Annotated in this window: 18 protein-coding genes; all 18 read left to right on the plus strand. The window is 58.6% G+C overall.

Annotation, left to right across the window (positions count from 1 at the left end; all coding sequences use genetic code 11):
* Positions 1–156 precede the first annotated feature (156 nt).
* The gene (locus GHO32_RS22535; RefSeq protein ID WP_153334812.1) at positions 157–1104 is read left to right on the plus strand and encodes a siderophore-interacting protein; all 948 of its coding nucleotides are present in this window, start codon (positions 157–159) and stop codon (positions 1102–1104) included.
* A gap of 287 nt (positions 1105–1391) precedes the next feature.
* The gene (locus GHO32_RS22540) at positions 1392–1922 is read left to right on the plus strand and encodes a fimbrial protein (protein WP_206540855.1); all 531 of its coding nucleotides are present in this window, start codon (positions 1392–1394) and stop codon (positions 1920–1922) included.
* Positions 1923–2010: 88 nt separating this feature from the next.
* The gene (locus GHO32_RS22545; RefSeq protein WP_153334813.1) at positions 2011–2736 is read left to right on the plus strand and encodes a molecular chaperone; all 726 of its coding nucleotides are present in this window, start codon (positions 2011–2013) and stop codon (positions 2734–2736) included.
* An 18-nt stretch (positions 2737–2754) separates the two neighbouring features.
* The gene (locus GHO32_RS22550; protein WP_153334814.1) at positions 2755–5394 is read left to right on the plus strand and encodes a fimbria/pilus outer membrane usher protein; all 2640 of its coding nucleotides are present in this window, start codon (positions 2755–2757) and stop codon (positions 5392–5394) included.
* A gap of 44 nt (positions 5395–5438) precedes the next feature.
* Complete coding sequence (locus GHO32_RS22555; RefSeq protein WP_153334815.1) at positions 5439–6755, plus strand: fimbrial protein; 1317 nt, start codon at positions 5439–5441, stop codon at positions 6753–6755.
* Complete coding sequence (locus GHO32_RS22560; protein ID WP_153334816.1) at positions 6752–7507, plus strand: molecular chaperone; 756 nt, start codon at positions 6752–6754, stop codon at positions 7505–7507. Before GHO32_RS22555 ends, GHO32_RS22560 begins: the two co-directional genes overlap by 4 nt.
* Positions 7508–7582: 75 nt before the next feature.
* On the plus strand, positions 7583–10408 hold the full coding sequence (locus GHO32_RS22565; RefSeq protein WP_153334817.1) for an ATP-binding protein: 2826 nt from the start codon (positions 7583–7585) through the stop codon (positions 10406–10408).
* Positions 10395–11591 (plus strand): EAL domain-containing response regulator, encoded by a 1197-nt coding sequence (locus GHO32_RS22570; protein ID WP_153334818.1) that lies wholly within the window; start codon positions 10395–10397, stop codon positions 11589–11591. The genes GHO32_RS22565 and GHO32_RS22570 overlap by 14 nt, the downstream gene beginning before the upstream one ends.
* A 114-nt stretch (positions 11592–11705) precedes the next feature.
* Positions 11706–14912 carry a hybrid sensor histidine kinase/response regulator gene (locus GHO32_RS22575; RefSeq protein ID WP_153443009.1) on the plus strand — a complete coding sequence of 1069 codons (3207 nt, stop codon included), beginning with the start codon at positions 11706–11708 and terminating at the stop codon, positions 14910–14912.
* 46 nt (positions 14913–14958) lie between these two features.
* Positions 14959–15606, plus strand: a complete 648-nt coding sequence (locus tag GHO32_RS22580) for a response regulator (RefSeq protein WP_153334820.1) — start codon at positions 14959–14961, stop codon at positions 15604–15606.
* 313 nt (positions 15607–15919) lie between these two features.
* Positions 15920–17131, plus strand: coding sequence for a PepSY domain-containing protein (locus GHO32_RS22585; RefSeq protein WP_153334821.1), 1212 nt, complete (start codon positions 15920–15922; stop codon positions 17129–17131).
* Positions 17128–17670, plus strand: a complete 543-nt coding sequence (locus GHO32_RS22590) for a thiamine pyrophosphate-binding protein (RefSeq protein WP_153334822.1) — start codon at positions 17128–17130, stop codon at positions 17668–17670. The genes GHO32_RS22585 and GHO32_RS22590 overlap by 4 nt, the downstream gene beginning before the upstream one ends.
* Positions 17671–17705: 35 nt before the next feature.
* Positions 17706–18005: a hypothetical protein gene (locus GHO32_RS22595; RefSeq protein ID WP_178113928.1), complete on the plus strand. Its 300-nt coding sequence runs from the start codon at positions 17706–17708 to the stop codon at positions 18003–18005.
* Positions 18002–18556, plus strand: coding sequence for a DUF6162 family protein (locus tag GHO32_RS22600; RefSeq protein WP_153334823.1), 555 nt, complete (start codon positions 18002–18004; stop codon positions 18554–18556). Before GHO32_RS22595 ends, GHO32_RS22600 begins: the two co-directional genes overlap by 4 nt.
* Positions 18557–18590: 34 nt before the next feature.
* A complete protein-coding gene (locus tag GHO32_RS22605) occupies positions 18591–19535 on the plus strand; it encodes a metal ABC transporter substrate-binding protein (RefSeq protein ID WP_153334824.1) in 945 nt (314 codons plus the stop codon).
* Positions 19532–20287, plus strand: a complete 756-nt coding sequence (locus GHO32_RS22610; RefSeq protein ID WP_153334825.1) for a metal ABC transporter ATP-binding protein — start codon at positions 19532–19534, stop codon at positions 20285–20287. Before GHO32_RS22605 ends, GHO32_RS22610 begins: the two co-directional genes overlap by 4 nt.
* Positions 20284–21183 carry a metal ABC transporter permease gene (locus GHO32_RS22615; RefSeq protein WP_048368854.1) on the plus strand — a complete coding sequence of 300 codons (900 nt, stop codon included), beginning with the start codon at positions 20284–20286 and terminating at the stop codon, positions 21181–21183. The genes GHO32_RS22610 and GHO32_RS22615 overlap by 4 nt, the downstream gene beginning before the upstream one ends.
* Complete coding sequence (locus tag GHO32_RS22620) at positions 21184–22080, plus strand: metal ABC transporter solute-binding protein, Zn/Mn family (RefSeq protein WP_153334826.1); 897 nt, start codon at positions 21184–21186, stop codon at positions 22078–22080.
* Positions 22081–22142: the final 62 nt, after the last annotated feature.

The following is a 22142-nucleotide window of genomic DNA, read 5'->3' on the forward strand; positions in this document are numbered from 1 at the left end:
GCCTAAGCCCTGTGGGATACAGGACTCAGGCTGCGCTGGGCGCTAGTTAATCTGTCCAACTTTTGGGGGGCAGTTCACCATAAGCCACCCGGGCTTAAATTTACTCCCGGGCAGCTCGTTCTATACAGGTCTCCAGCTCATTGATGGGTGCTCTCCATGTCTCCCGCAGCTTTGGTGCAAACTCTGCGCAAACGGCTCAGCAAACCGACCGGCTATCAACTGTTCGACATTCACCTCAAGCAGCGCATTGCCTTGAGTCCTTCGCTCACACGCTTTGTGTTTACGGGCGAGGATGTGGCGCTGATGCACACGCTGGCCCCCGATCAGCGGGTCAAGCTGTTCTTCCCCAGCGCCACTGGCAGCGCGCCCGACTTGCCCAAGGTTGGCGACTGGCAAGCCGCGCGCCGCACACTGAAGCCCGAGCACGCACCGCCAATGCGCACTTACACCATTCGCGCTTTACGCCCCGACATAAACGAACTGGACATCGACTTTGTGCTGCATGGCGAAACCGGCCCCGCTTCGCGCTGGGCGGTGCATGCAAGGCCAGGCGACCCCTTACAAATAGTCGCCCCCAACGCCGCCTATCACGCCGACCCTGGCGGCTATGAATGGATGCCGCCGCAGGGCGTACGCAAAATCCTGCTGATTGGCGACGAAACAGCCCTGCCGGCCATCGCCGGCATCCTCGAACAACTGGCCAGCCATCCCGACGCGCCCCAAGTCCAGGCGTTTATCGAAGTGCCCGAAGAGGCCGATTGCATACCGCTGCTCTGCGGCGTGCACACCAAAGTGCACTGGCTGCCCCGCCTCACCCTGCACAAGCAGCATGGCGATGGCATGATCCTCGCGGCCCGCGAACTGGCGAACTTGCCGCCCACGCGGGCCAACCTCAACGACAGCGCAGCATTGCAAGAGCTGGACCTGAACAGCCAGCGCCTGTGGGAACTGGCCAGCGCCAAGCGCAGCGAGTTCTATGCCTGGGTGGCCGGAGAATCCGCAGCGGTCATGGATATTCGGCGGTTTTTCATCAATGAATGCGGGCTTGATCGCAAAGGGCTGACGTTGATGGGCTACTGGAAACTGGGGCGTTCGCTCGAGTAACACTTTGCTGCAACCGCGCTAAAACCTCCTCTCCCAAACCCACAAAACTGCGCCCGGCACACCTGCCGGGCGCAGCTTCGTGGTGTCTTCACATGGTCAATCAGCACACACTCAAGGGCCTTTCGCAAAGCGGTGCCCGTGGTTTTTAAGAATCGTCTGATTACTCCTGGTGGTGATTTTTCTTACTGTTGTCAGGCCTGGTCAAGGCCCGCTTATGCCAAGCAAGGCGAGTGCGGGACAGCGTCAGCACATCAGCACCACTACCTCATTTCATCAGGAGTTTCATCGTGAAGCGCATTGCTTTGATCCTAGCTACTACCTTCCCAGTCATGGCTTTCGCAGCCTCCCAGAACACCATCACCTTCAAAGGTCAGGTTTCCGCTCAAACCTGTTCCGTCACTGTCAACGGTAACGCTGCCAACCCAGTGATTCTGATGCCTACCGTCAGCACTGCTGCGCTGGCCGCTGTAAACAGCAAAGCCGGGGAAACACCTTTCACCATCGGTGTCAGCGGTTGCCAGGCTCCGGGTGCAGGTAACACCTTGGCCATTAAAACTGCATTTCTGGGCAGCAACGTGACCAGCGCCGGCAACCTCGTCAACGCAGGCACCGCAGCCAATGTGCAGGTTCAATTGCTCGACGGCGCGGGCGGTGCTGCCGTAACGCTCAATGGCATCACTTCAGTCGCTGGCCTGGTCCTGAACGGCACAGATACCAGTGCCAGCCACGATTTCGCCGTGCAATACGTCAGTGAAGCCGGCACTGCTGGCGCCGGTACCGTTTCTGCTACCGCGCAATACGCACTGGATTACCTGTAAGCGAAATACATTGCCGGGCCTCTGCGCCCGGCAGTTCCAGCCCCGCCCTTTCACGTCGCAAGTTTTGCGCCTGATGGACGAAAAACCCATGACTCGCCTCAATAAAATTGCCTTAAGCCTGGCTTTGGTACTGGGGGCCGCTATGCCCCATTTTGCCAATGCCAGTGTCGTAATGACCGGCACCCGCGTGATCTATCCGGCTCAAGCCCAAGAAAAAGTGGTGCAACTGACCAGCCAGGATGCCTACCCCAATCTGGTGCAAATGTGGGTCGACAGCGGTAACCCCGAGGCCACTGCACAAACGGCCGAGGCTCCCTTTATCGTCAGCCCGCAAGTCTTTCGCATGAACCCCAATGCCGGCCAGGTCGTGCGCGTGGTGTTTACCGGCAGCAACCTGCCAAAGGACCGGGAGTCCTTGTATTACCTGAGTTTCTTGCAGGTACCTGCGATGAAGGCCAGCGAACTGCAAGCCAACAAGTTGCTGCTCAGTGTCAGCAGCCGAATGAAGCTGTTTTATCGGCCTCAAGGGTTGGCCGGTGACCCCGAGAATTTGAGCAAGTCTCTGGATTTCAAAGTACAGGGCCAATCAATCATCACCACAAACAACAGTGGCTACTTCGCCATCGTGCGCAACGCACAGGTGGTCAGCCAAGGCAAAAAACAGCCGCTTAAAACCGCTGAAATCGTGGCCCCGCTTAGCCAGGCGCAATGGACGCTGCCCGCTGGCACCAACGCTCACGCGGGCGACTCGCTGCAACTGACCTTGGTGAATGACTTTGGTGCCGATGTAACCACAGTTGTGCCTCTGCATTGATACCCCAGGACGAACGTCATGACTGCGTATCACGTTTCAAAACTCAAGAAGGACCTCAGGGTTACGAAACTCCGCCATGTTCGCGGTTTCGCTGAGATAGTGACGCTCGCAACCGCCAGCCTGCTGTTTAGCGAGCTGGCGCAGGCTCAGACAGACAGCCTGGCTTCGAATGACCCTTATGTGTTTGACGACAACATGCTGTTTGGTGGTGGTTCGCTGTCGCGGTTCAACAAGGTCAATGCCATGGAGCCCGGGCAATACAAGGTTGACCTGTTTCTTAACGGGCATTTTGTCGACCGTGTCGAGCTTAAATTTGCCGATCAGGGCCAGGGCGACGTTGAACCGTGCCTGCCCGCTTCATTGCTGGAGAGTTCAGGCGTTCTCGCCAGCTCGATTGATAATGCCGACAACAGCCAATGCCTGGTGCTGTCCAAGGTCGTGAAAGGCGGCACCACAGCCTTCGACTTTGGCCAAATGCGCCTCGACCTGAGCGTTCCGCAGAGCTTGATGCTCAATACTCCGCGTGGATACGTGGCCCCGCAAAACCTTGATGCGGGCAGCACCCTTGGCTTCGTCAATTACAGCGCCAGCCAATACCACGTCACCCGCACCGGCAGCTATGGCGGCCACTCTGACTCTTCTTACCTGGCGCTCAACAGTGGCTTGAACGTCGGTATGTGGCGTTTTCGCCAGCAAGGCAACCTGCGTTACGACACCGACGCCGGTAAACACTGGAACACCACGCGCACATATGTGCAGCGGGCTCTGCCGGATATAAAAGGCGACATGACCGCTGGCCAGGGCTTTACTTCGGGCCGGTTCTTTTCGGGCCTGAGCTATACCGGCGTGGAGGTTGCCTCCGACGATCGCATGCTGCCCGAGTCCATGCGCGGGTATGCGCCCACGGTGCGCGGCATTGCCAAGACCAACGCCCAGGTGATCGTGCGCCAGAACGGTAACGACATCTATCAGACCACTGTGGCGCCAGGTCCCTTCGAGATCAGCGACCTGTACTCGACCAGCTACAACGGCGACTTGCAAGTGTCGGTCATCGAAGCTGACGGCACCGTCAGCACGTTCACCGTGCCGTTTTCGGCCATTCCAGAATCACTACGCCCCGGCCTCTCCCGCTATAGCGTGGCGGTGGGCCGCACCCGGGATTTGGGCGACCACGACCCGTTCGGTGAAATGACCTATCAGTACGGTCTGACCAATAGCATCACCGCCAACAGCGGCCTGCGGGTTGCCGAGGGCTATCAGGCGTTCGTGGTCGGTGGTGTCTATGCCAGCAGCATTGGCGCATTCGGCCTGGACACAACCTATTCAAAAGCCGACCTGCCTAGAGAAGGCAAGCTGGATGGCTGGATGGCGCGTCTGTCCTATAGCCGTACCTTCCAGCCGACCAATACCACGCTTTCGATTGCCGGCTACCGTTACTCCACTGAAGGTTACCGAGACCTCGGGGACGTGCTCGGGGTTCGCGAAGCGTTGCGTAATAACGAGACCTGGGAATCGACGAGCTACATGCAACGCTCGCGCTTCGAGGTGTCGATCAATCAAAGCCTCAACCAGTATGGCAGCCTGTTTGTCTCGGGTTCGACCCAGGACTACCGCAGCGGCCGTGAGCGCGACACCCAGTTACAAATGGGCTGGGCCAACACCCTGAAGAACAACGTCAACCTCAACCTGTCGGTCTCCAGACAGCAGACCGGCAGTTACCTGAACCGCCAGAGTGGCGGCTTCAACGACCAACTGGGCAACTCGGTACCCAACAACGGCGTGGGCACAACGCGCAGCCCCGGCAGCAACGAGACCGTCACCATGCTGTCGGTGTCCTTCCCGCTCGGCAGCCCGGCCAAAGCCAACGTGCCGACCCTGAGCACATCGGTGACACACAGCACCAACTCGGGCAATCAGTACCAGACTTCCCTGTCCGGGACCCAAGGGGATGACCAATCGCTGAGTTACAGCATGGACGTGTCCCATGACGCGCAACAAAAACAGAACGTGTGGAGCGGCAACGTTCAAAAGTACCTCCCCAACACATCGCTCAGTGCCAGCGCGTCCAAAGGCCAGGATTACTGGCAAGCCTCCGGCAGCGCCCGGGGCGCCCTGGCCATTCACAGCGGTGGTGTCACGTTCGGGCCGTATCTGGGCGATACCTTTGCCTTGATCGAAGCCAAGGGCGCCAGCGGCGCAACCGTGATGAACGGCCTGGGCTCCAAAATTGACAGCAACGGCTATGCCCTGGTGCCGGCACTAACGCCCTACCGTTACAACACCGTGGCCATCAACCCGGAAGGCATGAATGAAAAAGCCGAGCTTGATGACGGCCAACGCCGGGTCGCGCCGTTCGCCGGGGCAGCGGTCAAGGTGGCGTTCAAGACCCGGGTCGGTAACGCGATTCTGGTCAAGGCGCAACGCAGCGACGGCCAGGCCGTGCCGATGGGCGCCGACGTTCTGGATGACAGCAACAGTGTCATTGGCATGGTTGGCCAAGGCAGCCAGGCGTACCTGCGCACCGAGAAGCTCAAAGGTGCTCTGACCGTGCGCTGGGGCGATGGCCCTGACGAGCGCTGCACCATGAACTTTGACTTGGCCCAACAAGATGTCAGCCAGGCCCTGATCAAGGTCAACAGTGCGTGCCGCATCCCATGATGCCGCGCACTTCCCTCAAGACTTCTTCACCAGACGAGCGAATCATGACTCTATCTCGCCCCTTGCTGTCTCTGCTGTTGCTGACATTGAGTGCGGCAGTGGTGCCGGTGGCTCAAGCCACTTGCACACGCATCTACAGCGGCGTCCAGGTTTTGGATGGCAACTCGGCACAACTGCCCTTCGGCCGGGTCAACCTGACCTCCACCTACCTTCAACCCGTGGGTACGCCCTTGGGGTCGGTGGTGGTCTCCCCCGCCTCGGCACCGGGGCTCAACAGCGAAACTGTGCTGTGGCAATGCGACCTCAGCGATGCCAACGATATTTATGAAGTGTTTGCCACCAACGGCGATGACCGCGTGGGCGGCTTCTGGGAAATCGGCAACGGTGCCGGTACTACGGTCAACGATGGCTTGCCCGGCTACTACGCCACCTGGTTTCCCTATGTCGGGGTCAAGCTGACTCACCTGAACTCGGGTCGCGTATTCACCCGTTTCTGGCAGCAATCAAAAATCACCCAGTACGACACCGTCGGCAACAAAATCCAGATCAAGGCCAAACACCTGAGCATGGTTCAGGCTGACCTGGCCCGCGTGTCCAGCCGCCCGCCCAACACGGGCTCGGGCAGCAACTATTGCGGGGACAATGCTGCCACCTCAGGCAGCGGCGTTTACACCTACAACTGCATTCAACCCAATGGTTATGTGGTGTTTCGTGGGGGCGGCATTTATTCCGACCCTATTGGTTCAGACTCCAATACAGCGATTGCTTTTTGGGGGCAAATGAACGGTATAGCCTTTGGCATGCGCGCTGCCTCATCCATCAGTTACACCGCAACCTGTGTGGCGCGAAACGTCACGCCTGTCGTGAGTTTCATGCCCATTACGGCTTCAGAGCTGAACCAAGGCATCACCCGCAGCAGTAACTTCACCATCAACCTTGAGTGCAGCAACGATGCACGCTCCGGCACGGCGACCAATCAGACGGCGCTGGGCATTCAGGTGGCCTACAACGCCTATGCCCAGGCGCAATCTCTGGGGTTGCTGACCAGTGGCGGCGGCGTCAGTTACCTGGTGTCCAACGGTTACGGGACAGACCCGTCAGTGGCCACCGGGGTGGGGATCAGTTTGAACAATGCCAGCAATGGTACGGCGATGAATTTTCTCGGCTGGTCCAACACCGGGACCGGCGCGGCCGGTGGCTGGTACCCGGTACTGGCAGGGGCCAGCACCACGGGCAGCAACCTTTCGGGGTACACCAGCTACTCGCAGACCATCACCGCGACCCTAGGCACCTTGCCGGGCAAGCGCGCCACACCCGGCAAAGTCGATGCCACCGCGTACGTGCTGGTGAAAGTGCAATGAGCCGGTTCATGTTCGTCATGATGCTCATCGTTGCCGCCCTGGGGCTGGGCACGGCGCATTGTGTCCAGGCCGGGATCATGCCCGAGCAGACCCGCCTGATCATTCATGAAGGCGATTCACAGCGCTCATTGATGCTGGCCAATACCAACACCTACCCGGTGGTGGTGCAAACCTGGATCGACAACGGTGAAGGGACTCAGGCCCCCGAAAACGCCAGCAACGCCATGCTCGCCCTGCCCTCGGTATTTCGCATGCAGCCGGGCGCCGTGCAGGGCTTGCGGATTGTTTACGACGGTAGCCCGCAACCCAAGGACCGCGAGTCGGTGAGTTGGCTGAATATTTACGAAATCCCCCCGACCAAGACCGAGGTGCCACTTGCCACCACTCAGGTGGCCGTGGCAATGAACACCCAGATGAAAGTGTTCTATCGCCCGGCCAACTTGCCCGGTTCCCCGGAAAAAATGGCGGCGGCGCTGACTTTCAGCATCGAGCGTCGCGGCACTGGTTGGGTGCTGCTGTGCCACAACTCGACGCCCTTTCACGCGTCATTCTCATCACTGCGCCTGAGCGTTCAAGGCCGCGAATTGCCGGTGTCTAAAACCCTCGACATGATGGCGCCGCCGCTGGGCGACAAGGTCTACGCACTGGACGGATTCACTGCAGGTGCAATGACCTCGGTCGGGGTGAATTACACGCTGATCGATGACGGTGGCCATTATCAAGACGGTGTCAGTCAGGCGCCCATACGCTGAACACAAGCTAAAAGACGGTGACGTTTAGGAATCGTCTTATTACCCAAAACAGGGGGATTGATTACTTTCCCCCGAATGAAACTAAAACAATTTATCCGCCCTTTCGACGCCTCATTCTCGACTCCCAAAGCGGCCAGAAAACTCCTTCACCTGTTTGCCATCGCCCTCACGGGCGGTGTCGTTGCCATTGCGTTCAGTTATGTGCGCACCACGCTGAATGATGAAATTTCCGCGCGCCGCAGTGACATGAACCAAGGCGTTGCCGAAGCGCAGCTGTTTTTTGTCAGCCGTGAAATGCTCCTGAAAAGCCTGGTGTTGTCGGCGGTCAGCAACGTCACCCAGCCGCCCCCTAACAACAATGAAATACGCACCGAAGAGGTGCACATCGTTTTGGGTGACAGCCGCCATAACTGGAGCCTGTGGCTGACGAATCGAATGCGCGACTACCTGCGCCAGCATCAGGTCAATCTGTTGTACGTCTCGGACAAAGGCCAGCCGACAGTTACCCGGTTATTCAATGTCACCTCATCACCAGACAAGGTTCCCGACGTTGTACTGCGTCAGCTTATGGCCCAGACCCAGGGTGATTTCTCGTTGCGCGACGATGTGTGGTTGAGGGATGCCTCGCTCACCGATTCGCCCTTGTATGCCTTTTCGCGGCTGGACGACCGGGTGCTTGGCTCAGGCTGGCTCGGCCTGGAAGTTCAGGTCCCGGACATGGTGGCGGCTTTGCATCACGAAGGTGCCGGTGACTTCATGTTGCTGGACGGGCGCGGCAATGTCCTGTTCAGCAGTTCAGACGAACCCGTGGGCAATCTGCGTCATCAACTTCAAGCGATTCGTTCATTTGGCTTTATCGGCACCGGGCTGTTCCCTGAAAAACTGGCAATACGCAAACGCATGGATTACTCCGACTGGCAAATTGTCTATGCCCTCAATATCAAATCGCTGTTACCGGTGCTTGCAGGTCCGCTGTTGATCTCCACCCTGCTCTGCAGCCTGTTCGCCTGGCTCATGCTGTGCCTTGTTCGGCGCATAGACCGGCGCCTGATTACTCCGGCCAATGACCGCATCGAAGGGCTGATCGAAAGTGAGGCCTTCAGTCGTACGGTTATTCATATCGCCCCCGTGGCCCTGTGTGTGCTGCGTCGCGTGGATGGCAGCGTAGTCCTGGAAAACTCACTCGCGCAGCAATGGCTGGGAGCCGGTCACGAACGCAATCAGTTAAGCCGGGACTGGATCAAGCGAGCCTTTGAAGATGTAGAGCAAAACACCACCGATGAATTCGAAATGGCCGATGGCCGACACCTGTATCTGAGTTTTGCCCCGACACGCTACAAGCGCGAGGATGTATTGATTTGCGCCTTCAGCGACATCAGCGCCCATAAACAGGTCGAACTGGCGCTTGAACAGGCGCGTCAATCGGCAGACAGCGCCAACGAAGCCAAAAGCCTGTTTCTGGCCACCATGAGCCATGAAATACGCACGCCGCTGTACGGGGTGCTGGGCACCCTGGAGCTGCTGGGCCGTACTGAGTTGAATCGCCAACAACAGAACTACTTGCAAGCTATCGAAGGATCGTCGGCCAATTTATTGCAATTGATTTGCGATGTGCTGGACGTTTCAAAAATCGAAGCCGGGCAATTGTCGCTGACCCTCAACCGTTTTTCGCCCGTGGAACTGATTCAGGGCGTGGTCCAGAGCTATGCCGGCGCGGCGCATGCCAAGGGCGTGCAGCTGTTTGCCTGTATTGACCCCAAAGTGCCGGACTGGCTGAACGGTGATGCTTCGCGCATTCGCCAGATTCTCAACAACTTGCTCAATAACGCCCTGAAGTTCACCGATCATGGGCGGATCATCTTGCGCCTCAAGCTCGATAGCCGTGACGACGAACGCGTCACCCTGAACTGGCAAGTCAGCGATACCGGCAAAGGCATCAGCCTGGAAAACCAGCGGTTTCTGTTTGAGCCCTTCTATCAGGCCAGCGGCTCCACCAATGTGGTCGCGGGCACCGGCCTGGGGTTGTCCATTTGCAAGCGCTTGATGCATTTGATGAATGGTTCGATGCGCGTCGTCAGCGAGCCCGGGCTGGGCAGCAGCTTCACCTTGCAACTACCGCTTGAGCAGTTGAATGCGCCGCCCACAGACCCTGGCTGCCAGCCTTTGCTGGCCGAAACGGTCTACGTGGTCGCCACCGTGCGCGAATTGGCAGAAAACTTCAGCGGCTGGTTGAACCGTTGGGGCGCGCGCGCCGAAGTGCGACGCCCTGGCCTGCTCGCCTACACCCCCGGCGCAGTGTTGCTGGAGTTGCATGTCGGGGCGTTTAAATATGCCCTGGTCCCGGGATGGCAAGGCCAAAAAGTCATCGCCGGAACCGAGGACTATGTCTGCACGGAATCGTCCAGCAACCATCGCCACGTCAATCTCAACAACTTGTCCGACGTGCATCACGCCGTCAGCGAGGCCCAGGGGCAATCAATGGTTCAGATCAACGCACTCACTGACAATCGCCTGGATGGGCACCTGGGCATTCATGTTCTGGTGGCCGAAGACAACGTCATCAACCAGCTGATTTTGCGCGATCAGCTCGAAGACCTCGGTTGCACGGTCGAACTGGCAGGTGACGGCCAGGAGGCTCTGGCGCTATGGCGTGCAACGCCCTTTGACCTGGTCCTCACGGACGTCAACATGCCCCGTATGAATGGCTATGAACTGGCTGCCCGGCTGCGTGAACTGAACAGCTCGATTCCAATCATTGGCGCCACGGCCAACGCCATGCTCGAAGAGGCTGATCGCTGTCGGGCAGCCGGCATGAACCAGTGCCTGATCAAACCTTTTTCAATGCGCGCGCTTTACACCTGCCTGCTGGCCTACAAGAGGAACGCTGATGAAGCCCTATAAGGTACTCATTGTTGAGGACCACCCGTTTCAACATGAGTATTTGCTCAAACTGTTCCGTAACGACGGCGGGTTTGAAGTGGACTCTGCCTGGAGCGGCTCTAGCGCTTTGAACCTGCTGCAACGCTATGAATACGATCTGATGGTCAGCGATCTGTTCATGCCGGAGATGGATGGCGTGCAACTGTTCCAGAAAATCACCTCACTTAAAAAACGCCCGGCCATTGCCCTGATGAGCGTTGCTTCGCGGCGCCTGTTGGTCAGTGCCGGGCTTTCGGCGAAAAACCTGGGGTTGAAAGTTGTCGGCCTGATCTCCAAACCGGTCGTGCCCAACGCGGTGATCCAGTTGCGCTCACGCCTCGATGCACTGGCCAGCCAAGCTCAGGAGTACGCAACCATTTCTCTGAGCCTGGAACGCAATACCCTGCTTCAAGCCATGAGCAATGGGCAGATACAAGCGTGGTTTCAACCTAAAAAGTCCCTGCGCACCGGCAAGATCTGCAGCGCCGAAGCCTTGGTCAGATGGTGCCACCCCACTCTGGGCGTACTGCCGCCCAGTGATTTTTTGGGCGCTATCGCTCAGTTCAACCTGGAGGACGCCCTTGTCGGCTTGATGTTGGAGCAAAGCCTCAAAGCCCAGGCTCTATGGCGCAGCGAAGGGTTTGATGTGCCCGTTTCAGTCAACCTCCCCACCCATTTGCTCGACAGCAATGATCTGGCTGATCGCCTTTACCAGAAGGTACTGGACGCGGGTGCCGAACCGCAGTCGATCTGCTTTGAACTGATGGAAAGCTCGACCACCGAGAAAATCAGCAACTTTTATGCTGGCGCCTGTCGCCTGCGGATGATGGGTTTTGGCTTGGCTCAGGATGATTTCGGCAAAGGCTACAGCTCGTATTTCAACCTGGTGTCCACGCCGTTCAGTGAACTGAAAATCGACCGCTCACTGGTTCACGGCTGTCTGGAGCGAGAAAGCCTGGCGCTCGCCCTGGAAAGCATTGTCGATCTGAGCCACAAGCTTGGCCTGATTGTCACGGCAGAAGGCGTTGAAACCCAGGAAGAGCTCGAGTTCCTGCGCCGTATCGAGTGTGACCTCGCTCAGGGCTTCATCATCTGTGCCGCCATACGCGCCGAGGACTTTATTGAATTATTACTCGAAGATAGCCCAAAGCCAGCACTTACCTGAATCACTGCTGTCTATTCATTCAGTTGCACCTCTCAAGCGCTATCCTGTCGGGTTTAATCGGCTGTTAGCGCCTTCCCTAAAGCACCTTTTACTTAAGCCTCTACGGTGTGAACCATGAAGTATGAAAGCTCGCGCCTTCGAGCATTGGCCACCAGCTCACAGCGGCTCAACAAAATGTTGTTGCTGCTGACCAGTCTCGCCCTGTTGCTGGTGAGCATGAGCTATTGGGCCGTAGGCCGGGTATTTGAAGAAGAAAGCGACAAGGTCGACTTTCATTTTGCGCGTCTCATCGAAAGCATTCATGAGCACGAGTCTTTCTTGAAGCTGGCAGCACAGGGGTACAGCCGTGCCCATCAGAATGTGGTCACGTATGTGCAGCCCTTCTCCAACAAGCTGATCATGCTGGGGGACGATGAAGAGGTCTATCAGGTGAAGGGGCTGGCCATGTCCATTCCCTTTACGCTGGCCAAGCGTAACGAATACTCGGATGAGGCCATGCGCGGGGCGCTCTCGTGGGGGGTGCAACTCACTGACTTCTACAGTTCATTCTGGGCGAGTTCGTTTTACTCATCGCCGCAATTGTTCATGTTCTCGCCTTCGCCACAATTCAATGTCGCCATTCCCGGCGTGGGCAGTTCACGCCGCCAGCTCCTGCTGGAGAAAAGCAATTTTTTCGAGGTGACGCAAAGCCTTTACACAAAGCTTGCGGCTGAGCGCAATAAACTCAGCGAAACCCATGTGGGCTGGATGCGCGCACCACATGGCCTGTTCCAGGACACCAAAACAATTGTTGGCTACATTGGCATCGACCTGACCAATGAGGTGATGCCCTCGGGGAAAGATCAAGGGTTGTCGATCCTGACCGCCTTGCTCGATGCCAGTGAAATCAATGAGCTTGAACGTTTATTGGTCCGCCCGATAAACAACCGTTTCACCCTGATTTCGCCTGAAGGTGATGTATTGCTGGGTGAGCCAAGCCGAGTGGCGGATGTGAGCGATGGCTTCAGCCTCGATCGTTATGGCCTGTGCTTCAAGCTCAAATCCGCCGGTGAGACCCCGTGGGTGGGCCTGTACAGCATCAGCTATGAGAACTTCTTTCGTTACGCGCTATGGCCGCTGCTGGGCGTAATAGGGTTGTTCAGCCTGTTGTTGATGGTGGGCTGGCGTATTACCCGCTGGTTTCGTACCCGCATTGTTGAACCGGCAGAACGGGCCAACCAATCCTTGATTGAAAGCGAGGCGTTTAACCGGGTCATTCTGGAAAACGCCCCTGTGGCGCTGTGTGTGGTGCAACGCAACAACAACCAGGTACTGATTGAAAACCAGCGTGCCATGGAATGGCAGTGCACGGCCGAAATGATCAACGTGCTCAAACTGGATCGTCGCGCCAATATTCAGGGCGAAATGCACATGGAAGTCGCCGGCCGCTACCTGCAAGTGTGCTTTGTCTCAACCCGCTATAAAGGCGAGGACGTGGTGCTCTGTGGCTTTAACGACATTACCCGTCACATTGACCAGACCAACCTGTTAAACAAGGCGCGGCGCTCGGCTGACGAGGCCAGCCAGGCCAAGACCCTGTTTCTGGCCACCATGAGCCACGAGATACGCACCCCCTTGTACGGTTTGCTGGGCAACCTTGAATTGCTGGGTTTGACCGACCTCAACAAGCGCCAGCGTGACTACCTGAGCACGATTGAACGATCGTCCTCGGTGCTGTTCCAGTTAATCAGCGATGTGCTCGACGTCTCCAGGATCGAGTCCGGCCAGATGTCTGTCGAGTCAGTCACCTTCTGCCCGCTGGATCTGTTTGAGGATTGCATCCGCGCTTACTCGGCCGCGGCGACCAATAAAGGCTTGAAGATTTACGCCTGCGCTGACGGCACGTTGCCCGCCTTGATGCTGGGTGACCCCGGGCGAATCCGGCAGATCATCAACAACCTGCTGAGCAATGCGATCAAATTCACTGAATCAGGGCAAATCGTGTTGCGGGTCAAGGTCGTCGAGCAAGACGACACATACGCCTCGCTGCAGTGGCAAGTGTCCGACACCGGTGTCGGCATCAGCGAGAAAGCACTGGCAAACCTGTTCACGCCGTTCAATCAACTGTCCGCAAACAACATTGCAGGCGGTGCCGGGCTGGGGCTGTCGATCTGCTCGCGCCTGAGCGAATTGATGGGCGCGAGCCTGCGCGTGGTCAGCGAACCGGGTCTTGGCAGCAGTTTTTCACTGAACATACGTTTACCGATCATCCCGGGAGAGCTGCCTGACTGCCGCGATATCGACATCCAGGGCATGCCGGTTCGCGTGCTGGCGCCGCTCAAGGAGCTGGAGCAAAGCCTGATCGACTGGCTCAATCGCTGGGGAGCCTACGCCTTGCCCGCCACACAGGAAGCCGTGGACGACCCGACCTTCACCCTTCTGGAGGTCACAACCCAGGCAACGGGCGCCGTGGCGCACAGTGAGCGGGTGATCATCCGCGGGGCTTCGCCTGATAAAGACAGCAACAGTCCCCAGATCCTGGAGATCAACAGCTATGACATTCGGGCAATCGGTCGCGGCCTTACCTTGATTTTTCAGGGGGCCAGACCCACTAAACGGCTTGAACACACATTGGCCCCGGTACGTATCGGCTTGCGCATTCTGGTGGCAGAAGACAACCCCATCAACCAGGCCATTCTTCGCGAACAGCTGGAGGCGCTGGGGGCCGAAGTCACCACCGCCGACAATGGCGAACAGGCCTTTAAACTGTGGAATGCGCTGGATTTTGATCTGGTGATTACCGATGTGAACATGCCGTTCATGAATGGTTATGAGTTGGCCCAGGCGCTGCGTCAGCAAGGCGCGGACATCCCTATTCTCGGCGTCACGGCCAATGCCTTCCGTGAAGAGGGCAAGCTTTGCCTGGCCGCCGGCATGAATGCCTGGGTGGTCAAGCCCCTCACGCTCAAGCAACTGCGCGAGACCCTGACCACCTGGTGCCCGACTGATGCTGCGACCGCGCAAGCCCCGTCAGCACTGCAACCCGGCGACATGGACAACTGGATTACGTTGTCTGCCCAGATGCGCCAATTGTTCATCGACACCATGAACGAAGACTTGCTCAACACCGAGCGGGCGTTGCATGCGAATGATGTACAGGGTCTGGTGCGCCACTTGCACAGGATGAATGGATCGCTGGCTTCGGTTCGCGCCCAGGCCCTTTGCGCCGCCTGCAATCATTTGGAATTTACCTTGCACAGCCACCCTCTTACTGACGATACCCGGCGCGAGTTAGTGGCTTTTATGTCGCGACTTCGCGCTGCTCTGCTCTGCTCATCCTGAGCGAAGACCTTATCACTTAAGAGTTTCATTGAATGACAGGAAGCTCATGCTAGAAATCAAAGTCGTGATTGCTGATGACCACCCCATCGTGCTGTTTGGTGTACGCGAAATCATCATGCGAGACCCCCGGTTCAAACTCGTTGCCGAGGCCACCAATTCAAGCCAGTTAATTGCTCAGCTTGAGCAATACCAGCCGGACGTTGTGATTACCGATTTCAATATGCCGGGCGATGCGACCTATGGCGACGGGCTCAAGCTGATCGACTACATCATTCGCAAGTTTCCCCACATTCAGGTCGTGGTCTTGACCATGATCTCCAATAACCTGATTTTGTCGCGTTTGCATGAGTTGGGCGTGGCGGGCGTTATCCAGAAAAATCACCTGCACGAGGAAATCCTCAATGCCCTGGCGGCCGTTGCTGCAAACCGCAACTATCAAAGCCCGGCTCCGGCGCCGACCTCTGTGCTCATGAATAAACAGGAGGTCGATGAGCGCTTTGCCAGCCTTTCCCCGCGTGAAGTGGAGGTATTGCGCATCTTTGTTGCCGGCTACAGCGTCAGCGAAGTGGCGCGCTTGCTTAAACGCAGCGTCAAGACCGTCAGCGCGCAGAAGGTGTCAGCCATGCGCAAATTGGCGGTAGAAAGCGATCAGGCGTTGTTGACCTACTGCATCAAGGCAGGTCAGTTTCAGTAACGCGCACTCTGGCTAAACCGTTCACGCGTATTTCTCGCAGGTTTAGCCAGTGGCCTTTCGACAAACAACTCCCCTGCGACCGGTCCCGGGTAAATTTCAAACGGTTCTCAACGTCTATCAGAAGCAGCAGTGGGCATTGCGCTCACCTCCGCTGATTTCTGCCTGTGAGCGCTCATGGCCAGCCCGGCCGAATTTCGAAACACTTTTTTACAACTCTACCTTCGGGTTTTCGACATCTCATACGTCCTACATGGATAGCAATCGCATTCTCAGTTGCGATTAAACATGCTCAGCCGTGAGTCTGCCGTTCCCCATGTCCAAAAAATCCCGCTCCAAGGTCTGGTTCCTGGTCCACAGCTGGTTAACGCTGCCGATCTGGTTCTTTGTATTGATTGTGTGTGTTACCGGCACATTGGCGGTGGTCAGCCAGGAGATTGTTTGGCTGGCGACCCCTGAAGCCCGTGCCACACAGCCCTCGGATGATGCGCCCTTGCTGACGTATGAGCAGGTGTTGAGCGCCATTCACAAGGCCGAACCGGCGCTGGCGGTGCAGTCGATCAGCCGCCCGGATGAGTCGCACTTTGCCCTGGTCGCCAGCGTGGTGTACCCGGACGGGCGCTCGCCGGCGCTGTACATCAACCCATATACAGGGGCCATTCAGGGCGAGAGTTCGAGCTTTGACTTCCGCCAGTTCACCCGCGCCCTGCACGGCTGGTGGCTGGTGCCGTTCACCAACGGTTATAGCTGGGGCTGGTACTTGGTGTCTTTCCTCGGCCTGCCGTTGCTGGCGTCGCTGATTACCGGGCTGGTGGTGTACAAAAAATTCTGGAAAGGCTTCCTCAAACCCACGCTGCGGTTAAAACACGGCGCGCGAATCTTTTGGGGCGACTTCCATCGGCTGTGCGGGATCTGGTCAATCTGGTTTATCGCGGTGATTTCCATCACTGGCGTGTGGTTTTTAATTCAGGCCTTTATGTTCGATAACCAGATTTCAATCTCGACTGCGGGCAACCCGCCGGTGGTGGCGCGTCAGGATGTGCCGATCATGCCGGACGGCCAACCGGCGCCGATGATCAATCTCGATCAGGCCGTGAGGATTGCCGCCGAGAGCATTCCAGGCCTTGAAGCGAGCTTTGTCAGCTTGCCAAGCAACGCCTACGGCCATATCGAAGTGGGCGGCCCGGGCTGGTACCCGCTGCTGTTTCAGACCGCCGACATCAACCCCTACAACGGCGTTATCGAAGGTTCGCGGATGATCGCCGACCGTTCCGGGCTGGAGTTGGTGACCGAGTCCATGCGCCCGCTGCACACCGGTGATTTCGGCGGGCTGTGGGTCAAGCTGATCTGGTTCTTCTTCGGCCTGGTGCTGAGCATGATGGTGTTGAGCGGCCTGCTGATCTGGACCAAGCGCACCGCCCTGGCCACCGCCAACGCGCTTAAACGCAGCCATAAACCCGCCCGTGTACCGACCGGCAGGCAAACCGTCACCGCGCGCAGCGCACAGCCCGAGGAGGCCAATGTATGAGTAAGGCAGCGGCGGTAGCGCCCTCTTCTGCATTGGGTCGCTGGTGGCTCAAATGGCGGTTTCACATCAACATTCTGTTGTTGCTGATCCCGCTGGGGTTTATGCCCAAGTATTTTCATGAGGCGTCACTGTTTCGGGGTGACAGCGGCCTGGGCGAGCGCGAGATCGGCACCGTGCAAGTGGGTCCATGGAGCCTGCAACTGGCAGAACTACGCAACGAAGCGCCGCGCCCCGACGGCCCGGCCGGTTATATGAAGAGCTTTAACGCAGCGCTGTGCGACACCTGCATCGACCAGGTCAAGGCGGCTTATTTGCGCATCGGCAAACCGCGCAGCTTGCGCGCTGCCGGGGTGATTTTTTTCGGCACGCCGTACCGCATGGGCGCCACCTTGCCGATCCCGGAACGTACCAAAGACGATGCCGAGCTGTGGATCACCCTTGAGGGCTGGGACGGCTCAATGCATCAGGCATCCATCCCCCTGAGCGAGGCCTCACCGGCAACCATGGCCTGGCTGGCTCAACAAGGAGGTAAACGATGAGTTCGCATCTGTTTAAACACCCCGCGCGCCGTGTCATGGCCGCGGGCTTTCTGGCCTTGCTGGGGTTCAGCGGCCAGGCCCTGGCACACAACCCGATGTGTGAGTGCAAGAGCCTGGGCGACGACCAGATCCGCTGCACCGGCGGGTTTTCTGATGGCAGTGGCGCACCGGGGGTGACGCTGGATGTGATCGGTTATGACGAAACCATTCTGGTGCCCGGCAAGTTGGGCAGCGATTCGACCCTGACCTTCAAACGCCCGGATGGCGAGTTCTATGTGCTGTTTGACGCAGGCCCCGGCCACATTGTTGAAATCGACCAAGCCGATATCGAATGAATACTCACGTCGTGCGCCCGGCCGGTGCCGGGCATGAAACCCTTTATGTGCTGCTGTTGTGCCTGTTGATTCTGTGCGTCGCGGGGTCGGTTGTGGCCTGGCGTCACGAGTCCCATGAGGCAAACTCAGTGGCGGCCCACCAGCTGGATGCCCGGCTCGATCTGAATGCCGCCGAGCAAGGAATCTACGCCGATCTGCGGGTCACCCTGGACGAGATCAACCTGCTGCGCGAAGAAAATGGCGCCCTGCCCCAACCCGGGCAATTGGCCGAAGAAGGATTCGCGCCTTTTGCCAGCGACGCCAGCTCGGTGAGCCGTGGCAACCATACCTGGCAATTGCTGGGCGACCAGGCCTACCTGGGCGTGAGCCCCAACCCTGAGGTGGCCGGCTCGTTTTTGATGCGTATCAACGAGCAGCCCGATGTGTGGCTTAACCGCAACAGTAACGTCAGCGCCCCCACCGACTTCAGCGATGGCGCCTTGCTCCAGAACGGCTGGAAGCAAGTGATCGCCCAATTCGATGCCGGGGTGACTCGCCAGCATCGGCACTGAACCCACCGCTTTACCTGAGAGAAGACTGCTCGCCATGTCCATTTCATCTGTGTTTCGACGCCGCACCTTGTTGCTGGCCGGCCTCCTGGCCCTCTGCCTTTCACCTCTGACGCACGCTGAAACCGCCGCCCCGGCGCCGCTGGCCAAACCGTTGCGCATTGGCATCACCTTGCACCCGTATTACAGCTACGTGAAAAACATTGTTGGCGACAAGGCTGAGGTAGTGCCGCTGATTCCGGCCGGTTTCAACCCGCACGCCTATGAACCCCGCGCTGACGACATCAAGCGCATCGGCACGCTGGACGTGATCGTGCTCAATGGCGTGGGCCATGATGATTTCGCCGACAAGATGATCGAAGCCAGTGAAAAACCGGACATCCCGGTCATCGAGGCCAACCAGAACGTACCGCTGCTGGCTGCCACCGGCACCGCCGCGCGGGGCGCTGGCAAGGTGGTCAACCCGCACACCTTCTTGTCGATCAGCGCCTCGATTGCCCAGGTCAACAACATCGCCCGGGAACTGGGCAAGCTCGACCCGGCCAACGCCAAAACCTATACCGCCAATGCCCGCGCTTACGGCAAGCGCCTGCGCCAGATGCGCGCCGACGCCCTGGCCAAACTCACCGAAGCCCCCAACGCGGATTTGCGGGTCGCCACCGTGCACGCCGCCTATGACTACTTGTTGCGCGAATTTGGCCTGGAAGTGACCGCCGTGGTTGAACCAGCTCACGGTATTGAGCCGAGCCCCAGCCAGTTGAAAAAGACCATCGACCAACTGCGCGAGCTGGATGTGAAGGTGATCTTCTCCGAGATGGACTTCCCGTCGACGTACGTTGAGACCATCCAGCGCGAATCCGGGGTCAAGCTGTATCCGCTGTCGCATATTTCCTATGGCGAGTACACCGCCGACAAGTACGAAAAAGAGATGAACAACAACCTCAATACCGTGGTCAAGGCGATTCAGGAGTCCGGGGCATGACGGCGGCTGAACCTCTTGCGGTGCGGGCCCGCGGGCCGGGTGTGGAATTTGATCAGGTATCGCTGACCTTGGGCAGCACGCCGATTCTGGACCGCGTCAGTTTCAACATTCAGGCGGGCAGCGTGCATGCGCTGGTAGGCCCCAATGGCGGCGGTAAAAGCTCGCTGATCAAAACCCTGCTCGGGCAAATGCCGCATCAGGGCGAGTTGCGCCTGAGCTGGCATGGCGAGCCGGGGTTGATTGGCTATGTGCCCCAAGCGCTGGAGTTTGACCGTGGCTTACCCATGACCGTCGACGACTTTATGGCCGCCATGTGCCAGCGGCGCCCGGCCTTTATGGGCTTGTCGCGCAAGGTTGCCCCGGCCATTGGCGATGCGCTGGAACGGGTGGGCATGCAACACAAACGCAAGCGCCGCATGGGCGCCTTGTCGGGCGGTGAACGGCAACGGGTGCTGCTGGCCCAGGGGCTGATCCCGGCCCCGCAATTGCTGGTGCTGGATGAGCCGATGTCGGCGCTGGACGAAGCCGGCGCGCAGGTGTTTGAACGTTTGCTCAACGACTGGCAGCAGTCGGGCGTCACGGTGGTGTGGATCGAGCACGATCTGGCGGCCGTCAAACGTCTGGCGGATCGCGTCACCGGGCTTAATCGCCAGGTGCTGTTCGACGGCCCGCCCGCGCAAACCCTCAGCCCCGAGCGCCTGTTAAGCCTGTTTTCAACCCACCCTAAAGCCTGCGGGAGCGCCCAGCCATGAGCTATGAAGCCTTTCGTTTGATGATTCAGGGCTGGGCCACCGCCGGGTATTTGCCCGAGGTGCTGGCCTATGGTTTTGTGGTCAATGCGCTGCTCGCCGGTTTACTCATCGGCCCCGTGCTGGGCGGGCTTGGCACGCTGGTGGTGGTCAAGCGCTTCGCGTTCTTTTCTGAAGCCGTGGGCCACGCAGCGCTGACCGGGGTGGCCATCGGCATCCTGCTCGGCGAACCCTACACCGGGCCTTATGGCAGCCTGTTCGGTTATTGCCTGCTGTTCGGCATTTCGCTCAATTACCTGCGCAATCGCACAGGCCTTGCCCCAGACACGCTGATCGGGGTTTTCCTCTCGGTGTCATTGGCGCTGGGCGCCAGCCTGCTGCTGATTCTCGCGGGCAAGATCAACATCCACATCCTTGAGAACGTCCTGTTTGGCTCGGTGTTGACCGTCAACGGCAACGATCTGTTGGTGCTGGCGGTGGTCGGCGCGCTAGTGCTGGGCCTGAGCCTGCCGCTGTACAACCGCATCATGCTGGCCAGTTTCAACCCGCAGTTGGCCGCTGTGCGCGGGGTGGCGGTGAAATCCCTGGATTACCTGTTTGTGATTCTGGTGACGCTGATCACCGTGGCGGCGGTCAAGGTGATCGGGGCTATTCTGGTGGGCGCACTGTTGGTGATTCCGGCTGCTGCGGCGCGCTTGCTCAGCCAGTCGTTGAAGGGCTTTTTCTGGATTTCGGTGCTGATCGCCACGGTCAGTACCTTGTGCGGGATTTTGCTGCCTATCGTTCTTGACCTACCGATTCCGTCCGGCGCCGCGATCATTCTGGTGGCCGGTATCGCCTTCGCCCTGGCCGCCATTGCTCGTGGCGTGGTGCCAAGCCTTAAAGGGAATATTGGATAAATGTTCACGCTGCGCAAACTCACCCTGGCAATTGCCATCACCGGCCTGCTCAGCACCCCGCTGCTGGCCGCCACCCCGTCACCGCAACCGGTGCGTATTCTCGCCAGCTTGCCGATTACCTATGGCTTGAGCGAGCTGCTGCTCAAGGACAGCGGCGTGACCCTTGAGCGCGCAGCGGCGGCCAACCTGCCCGGCAGTCGGCAAAGCGCCTACTTCAGTGGTCGCGGCGCCCCGGCTCTGCAAAAGCTCGCAGAAAACGCCGATGCGGTGGTCGGCCTGCGCTCGCTGTGGAGCGACGATCCGCTGTACCCGATGGCTAGGCGCAGCAACATCCGCATCGTCGAAGTGGACGCCGCACGCCCGGTGGACGGCAGCTTACCGGGCATTGCCGTGCAACCTGGCGTACACAGCGATGGCCTGAATAGCCAGCCGTGGCTGTCCAGCAACAACATGGGGCGTATGGCCGACGTGATTGCGGCGGACCTGGTACGTTTGGCCCCCGCCGCCAAGCCCAAAATCGAAGCCAACCTGGCCGAGCTGAAACAGCGCCTGCTCAAACTCAGCGCCGAGAGCGAGTCACGCCTGGCCAAGGCCGATAATTTAAGCGTCGTGAGTGTGTCCGACCGGCTGGATTACTTGATCAGCGGGCTGAATCTGGAACGCGTTGACGTGGGCCATAACAGTGAAGACCCATGGACACCGCAAGCCCTCAAGGCGCTGACGCAAACCCTCAAGGACAACGAGGTGGCGCTGGTGCTGGACCATCGCGAACCTTCGCCCGAGTTGAAGGCGGCGATTACCGAGGGTGGCAGCCAACTGGTGGTGATCGGCGCTGACGGCGCAGATCCGGTGGCGCAGTTGCAGAGCAATATTGATGCGATTGTAAAAGCCTTGTAACGAGGTTGCTCGCGATCTTTTCAAGGTCAAAAGATCGCGAGGCAAGCTCGCTCCTACAGTGA

It is taken from the genome of Pseudomonas sp. FSL R10-2189, assembly GCF_009600325.1.
GTDB classification, from domain to species: Bacteria; Pseudomonadota; Gammaproteobacteria; order Pseudomonadales; family Pseudomonadaceae; genus Aquipseudomonas; species Aquipseudomonas helleri.

Excerpts from the sequence above, each read along its gene's own strand:
- GHO32_RS22535 (WP_153334812.1), top strand. The coding sequence starts at position 157 with ATGTCTCCCGCAGCTTTGGTGCAAACTCTGCGCAAACGGCTCAGCAAA.
- GHO32_RS22545 (WP_153334813.1), top strand. The coding sequence starts at position 2,011 with ATGACTCGCCTCAATAAAATTGCCTTAAGCCTGGCTTTGGTACTGGGG.
- GHO32_RS22550 (WP_153334814.1), top strand. The coding sequence starts at position 2,755 with ATGACTGCGTATCACGTTTCAAAACTCAAGAAGGACCTCAGGGTTACG.
- GHO32_RS22555 (WP_153334815.1), top strand. The coding sequence starts at position 5,439 with ATGACTCTATCTCGCCCCTTGCTGTCTCTGCTGTTGCTGACATTGAGT.
- GHO32_RS22560 (WP_153334816.1), top strand. The coding sequence starts at position 6,752 with ATGAGCCGGTTCATGTTCGTCATGATGCTCATCGTTGCCGCCCTGGGG.
- GHO32_RS22565 (WP_153334817.1), top strand. The coding sequence starts at position 7,583 with ATGAAACTAAAACAATTTATCCGCCCTTTCGACGCCTCATTCTCGACT.
- GHO32_RS22570 (WP_153334818.1), top strand. The coding sequence starts at position 10,395 with ATGAAGCCCTATAAGGTACTCATTGTTGAGGACCACCCGTTTCAACAT.
- GHO32_RS22575 (WP_153443009.1), top strand. The coding sequence starts at position 11,706 with ATGAAGTATGAAAGCTCGCGCCTTCGAGCATTGGCCACCAGCTCACAG.
- GHO32_RS22580 (WP_153334820.1), top strand. The coding sequence starts at position 14,959 with ATGCTAGAAATCAAAGTCGTGATTGCTGATGACCACCCCATCGTGCTG.
- GHO32_RS22585 (WP_153334821.1), top strand. The coding sequence starts at position 15,920 with ATGTCCAAAAAATCCCGCTCCAAGGTCTGGTTCCTGGTCCACAGCTGG.
- GHO32_RS22590 (WP_153334822.1), top strand. The coding sequence starts at position 17,128 with ATGAGTAAGGCAGCGGCGGTAGCGCCCTCTTCTGCATTGGGTCGCTGG.
- GHO32_RS22595 (WP_178113928.1), top strand. The coding sequence starts at position 17,706 with ATGGCCGCGGGCTTTCTGGCCTTGCTGGGGTTCAGCGGCCAGGCCCTG.
- GHO32_RS22600 (WP_153334823.1), top strand. The coding sequence starts at position 18,002 with ATGAATACTCACGTCGTGCGCCCGGCCGGTGCCGGGCATGAAACCCTT.
- GHO32_RS22605 (WP_153334824.1), top strand. The coding sequence starts at position 18,591 with ATGTCCATTTCATCTGTGTTTCGACGCCGCACCTTGTTGCTGGCCGGC.
- GHO32_RS22610 (WP_153334825.1), top strand. The coding sequence starts at position 19,532 with ATGACGGCGGCTGAACCTCTTGCGGTGCGGGCCCGCGGGCCGGGTGTG.
- GHO32_RS22615 (WP_048368854.1), top strand. The coding sequence starts at position 20,284 with ATGAGCTATGAAGCCTTTCGTTTGATGATTCAGGGCTGGGCCACCGCC.
- GHO32_RS22620 (WP_153334826.1), top strand. The coding sequence starts at position 21,184 with ATGTTCACGCTGCGCAAACTCACCCTGGCAATTGCCATCACCGGCCTG.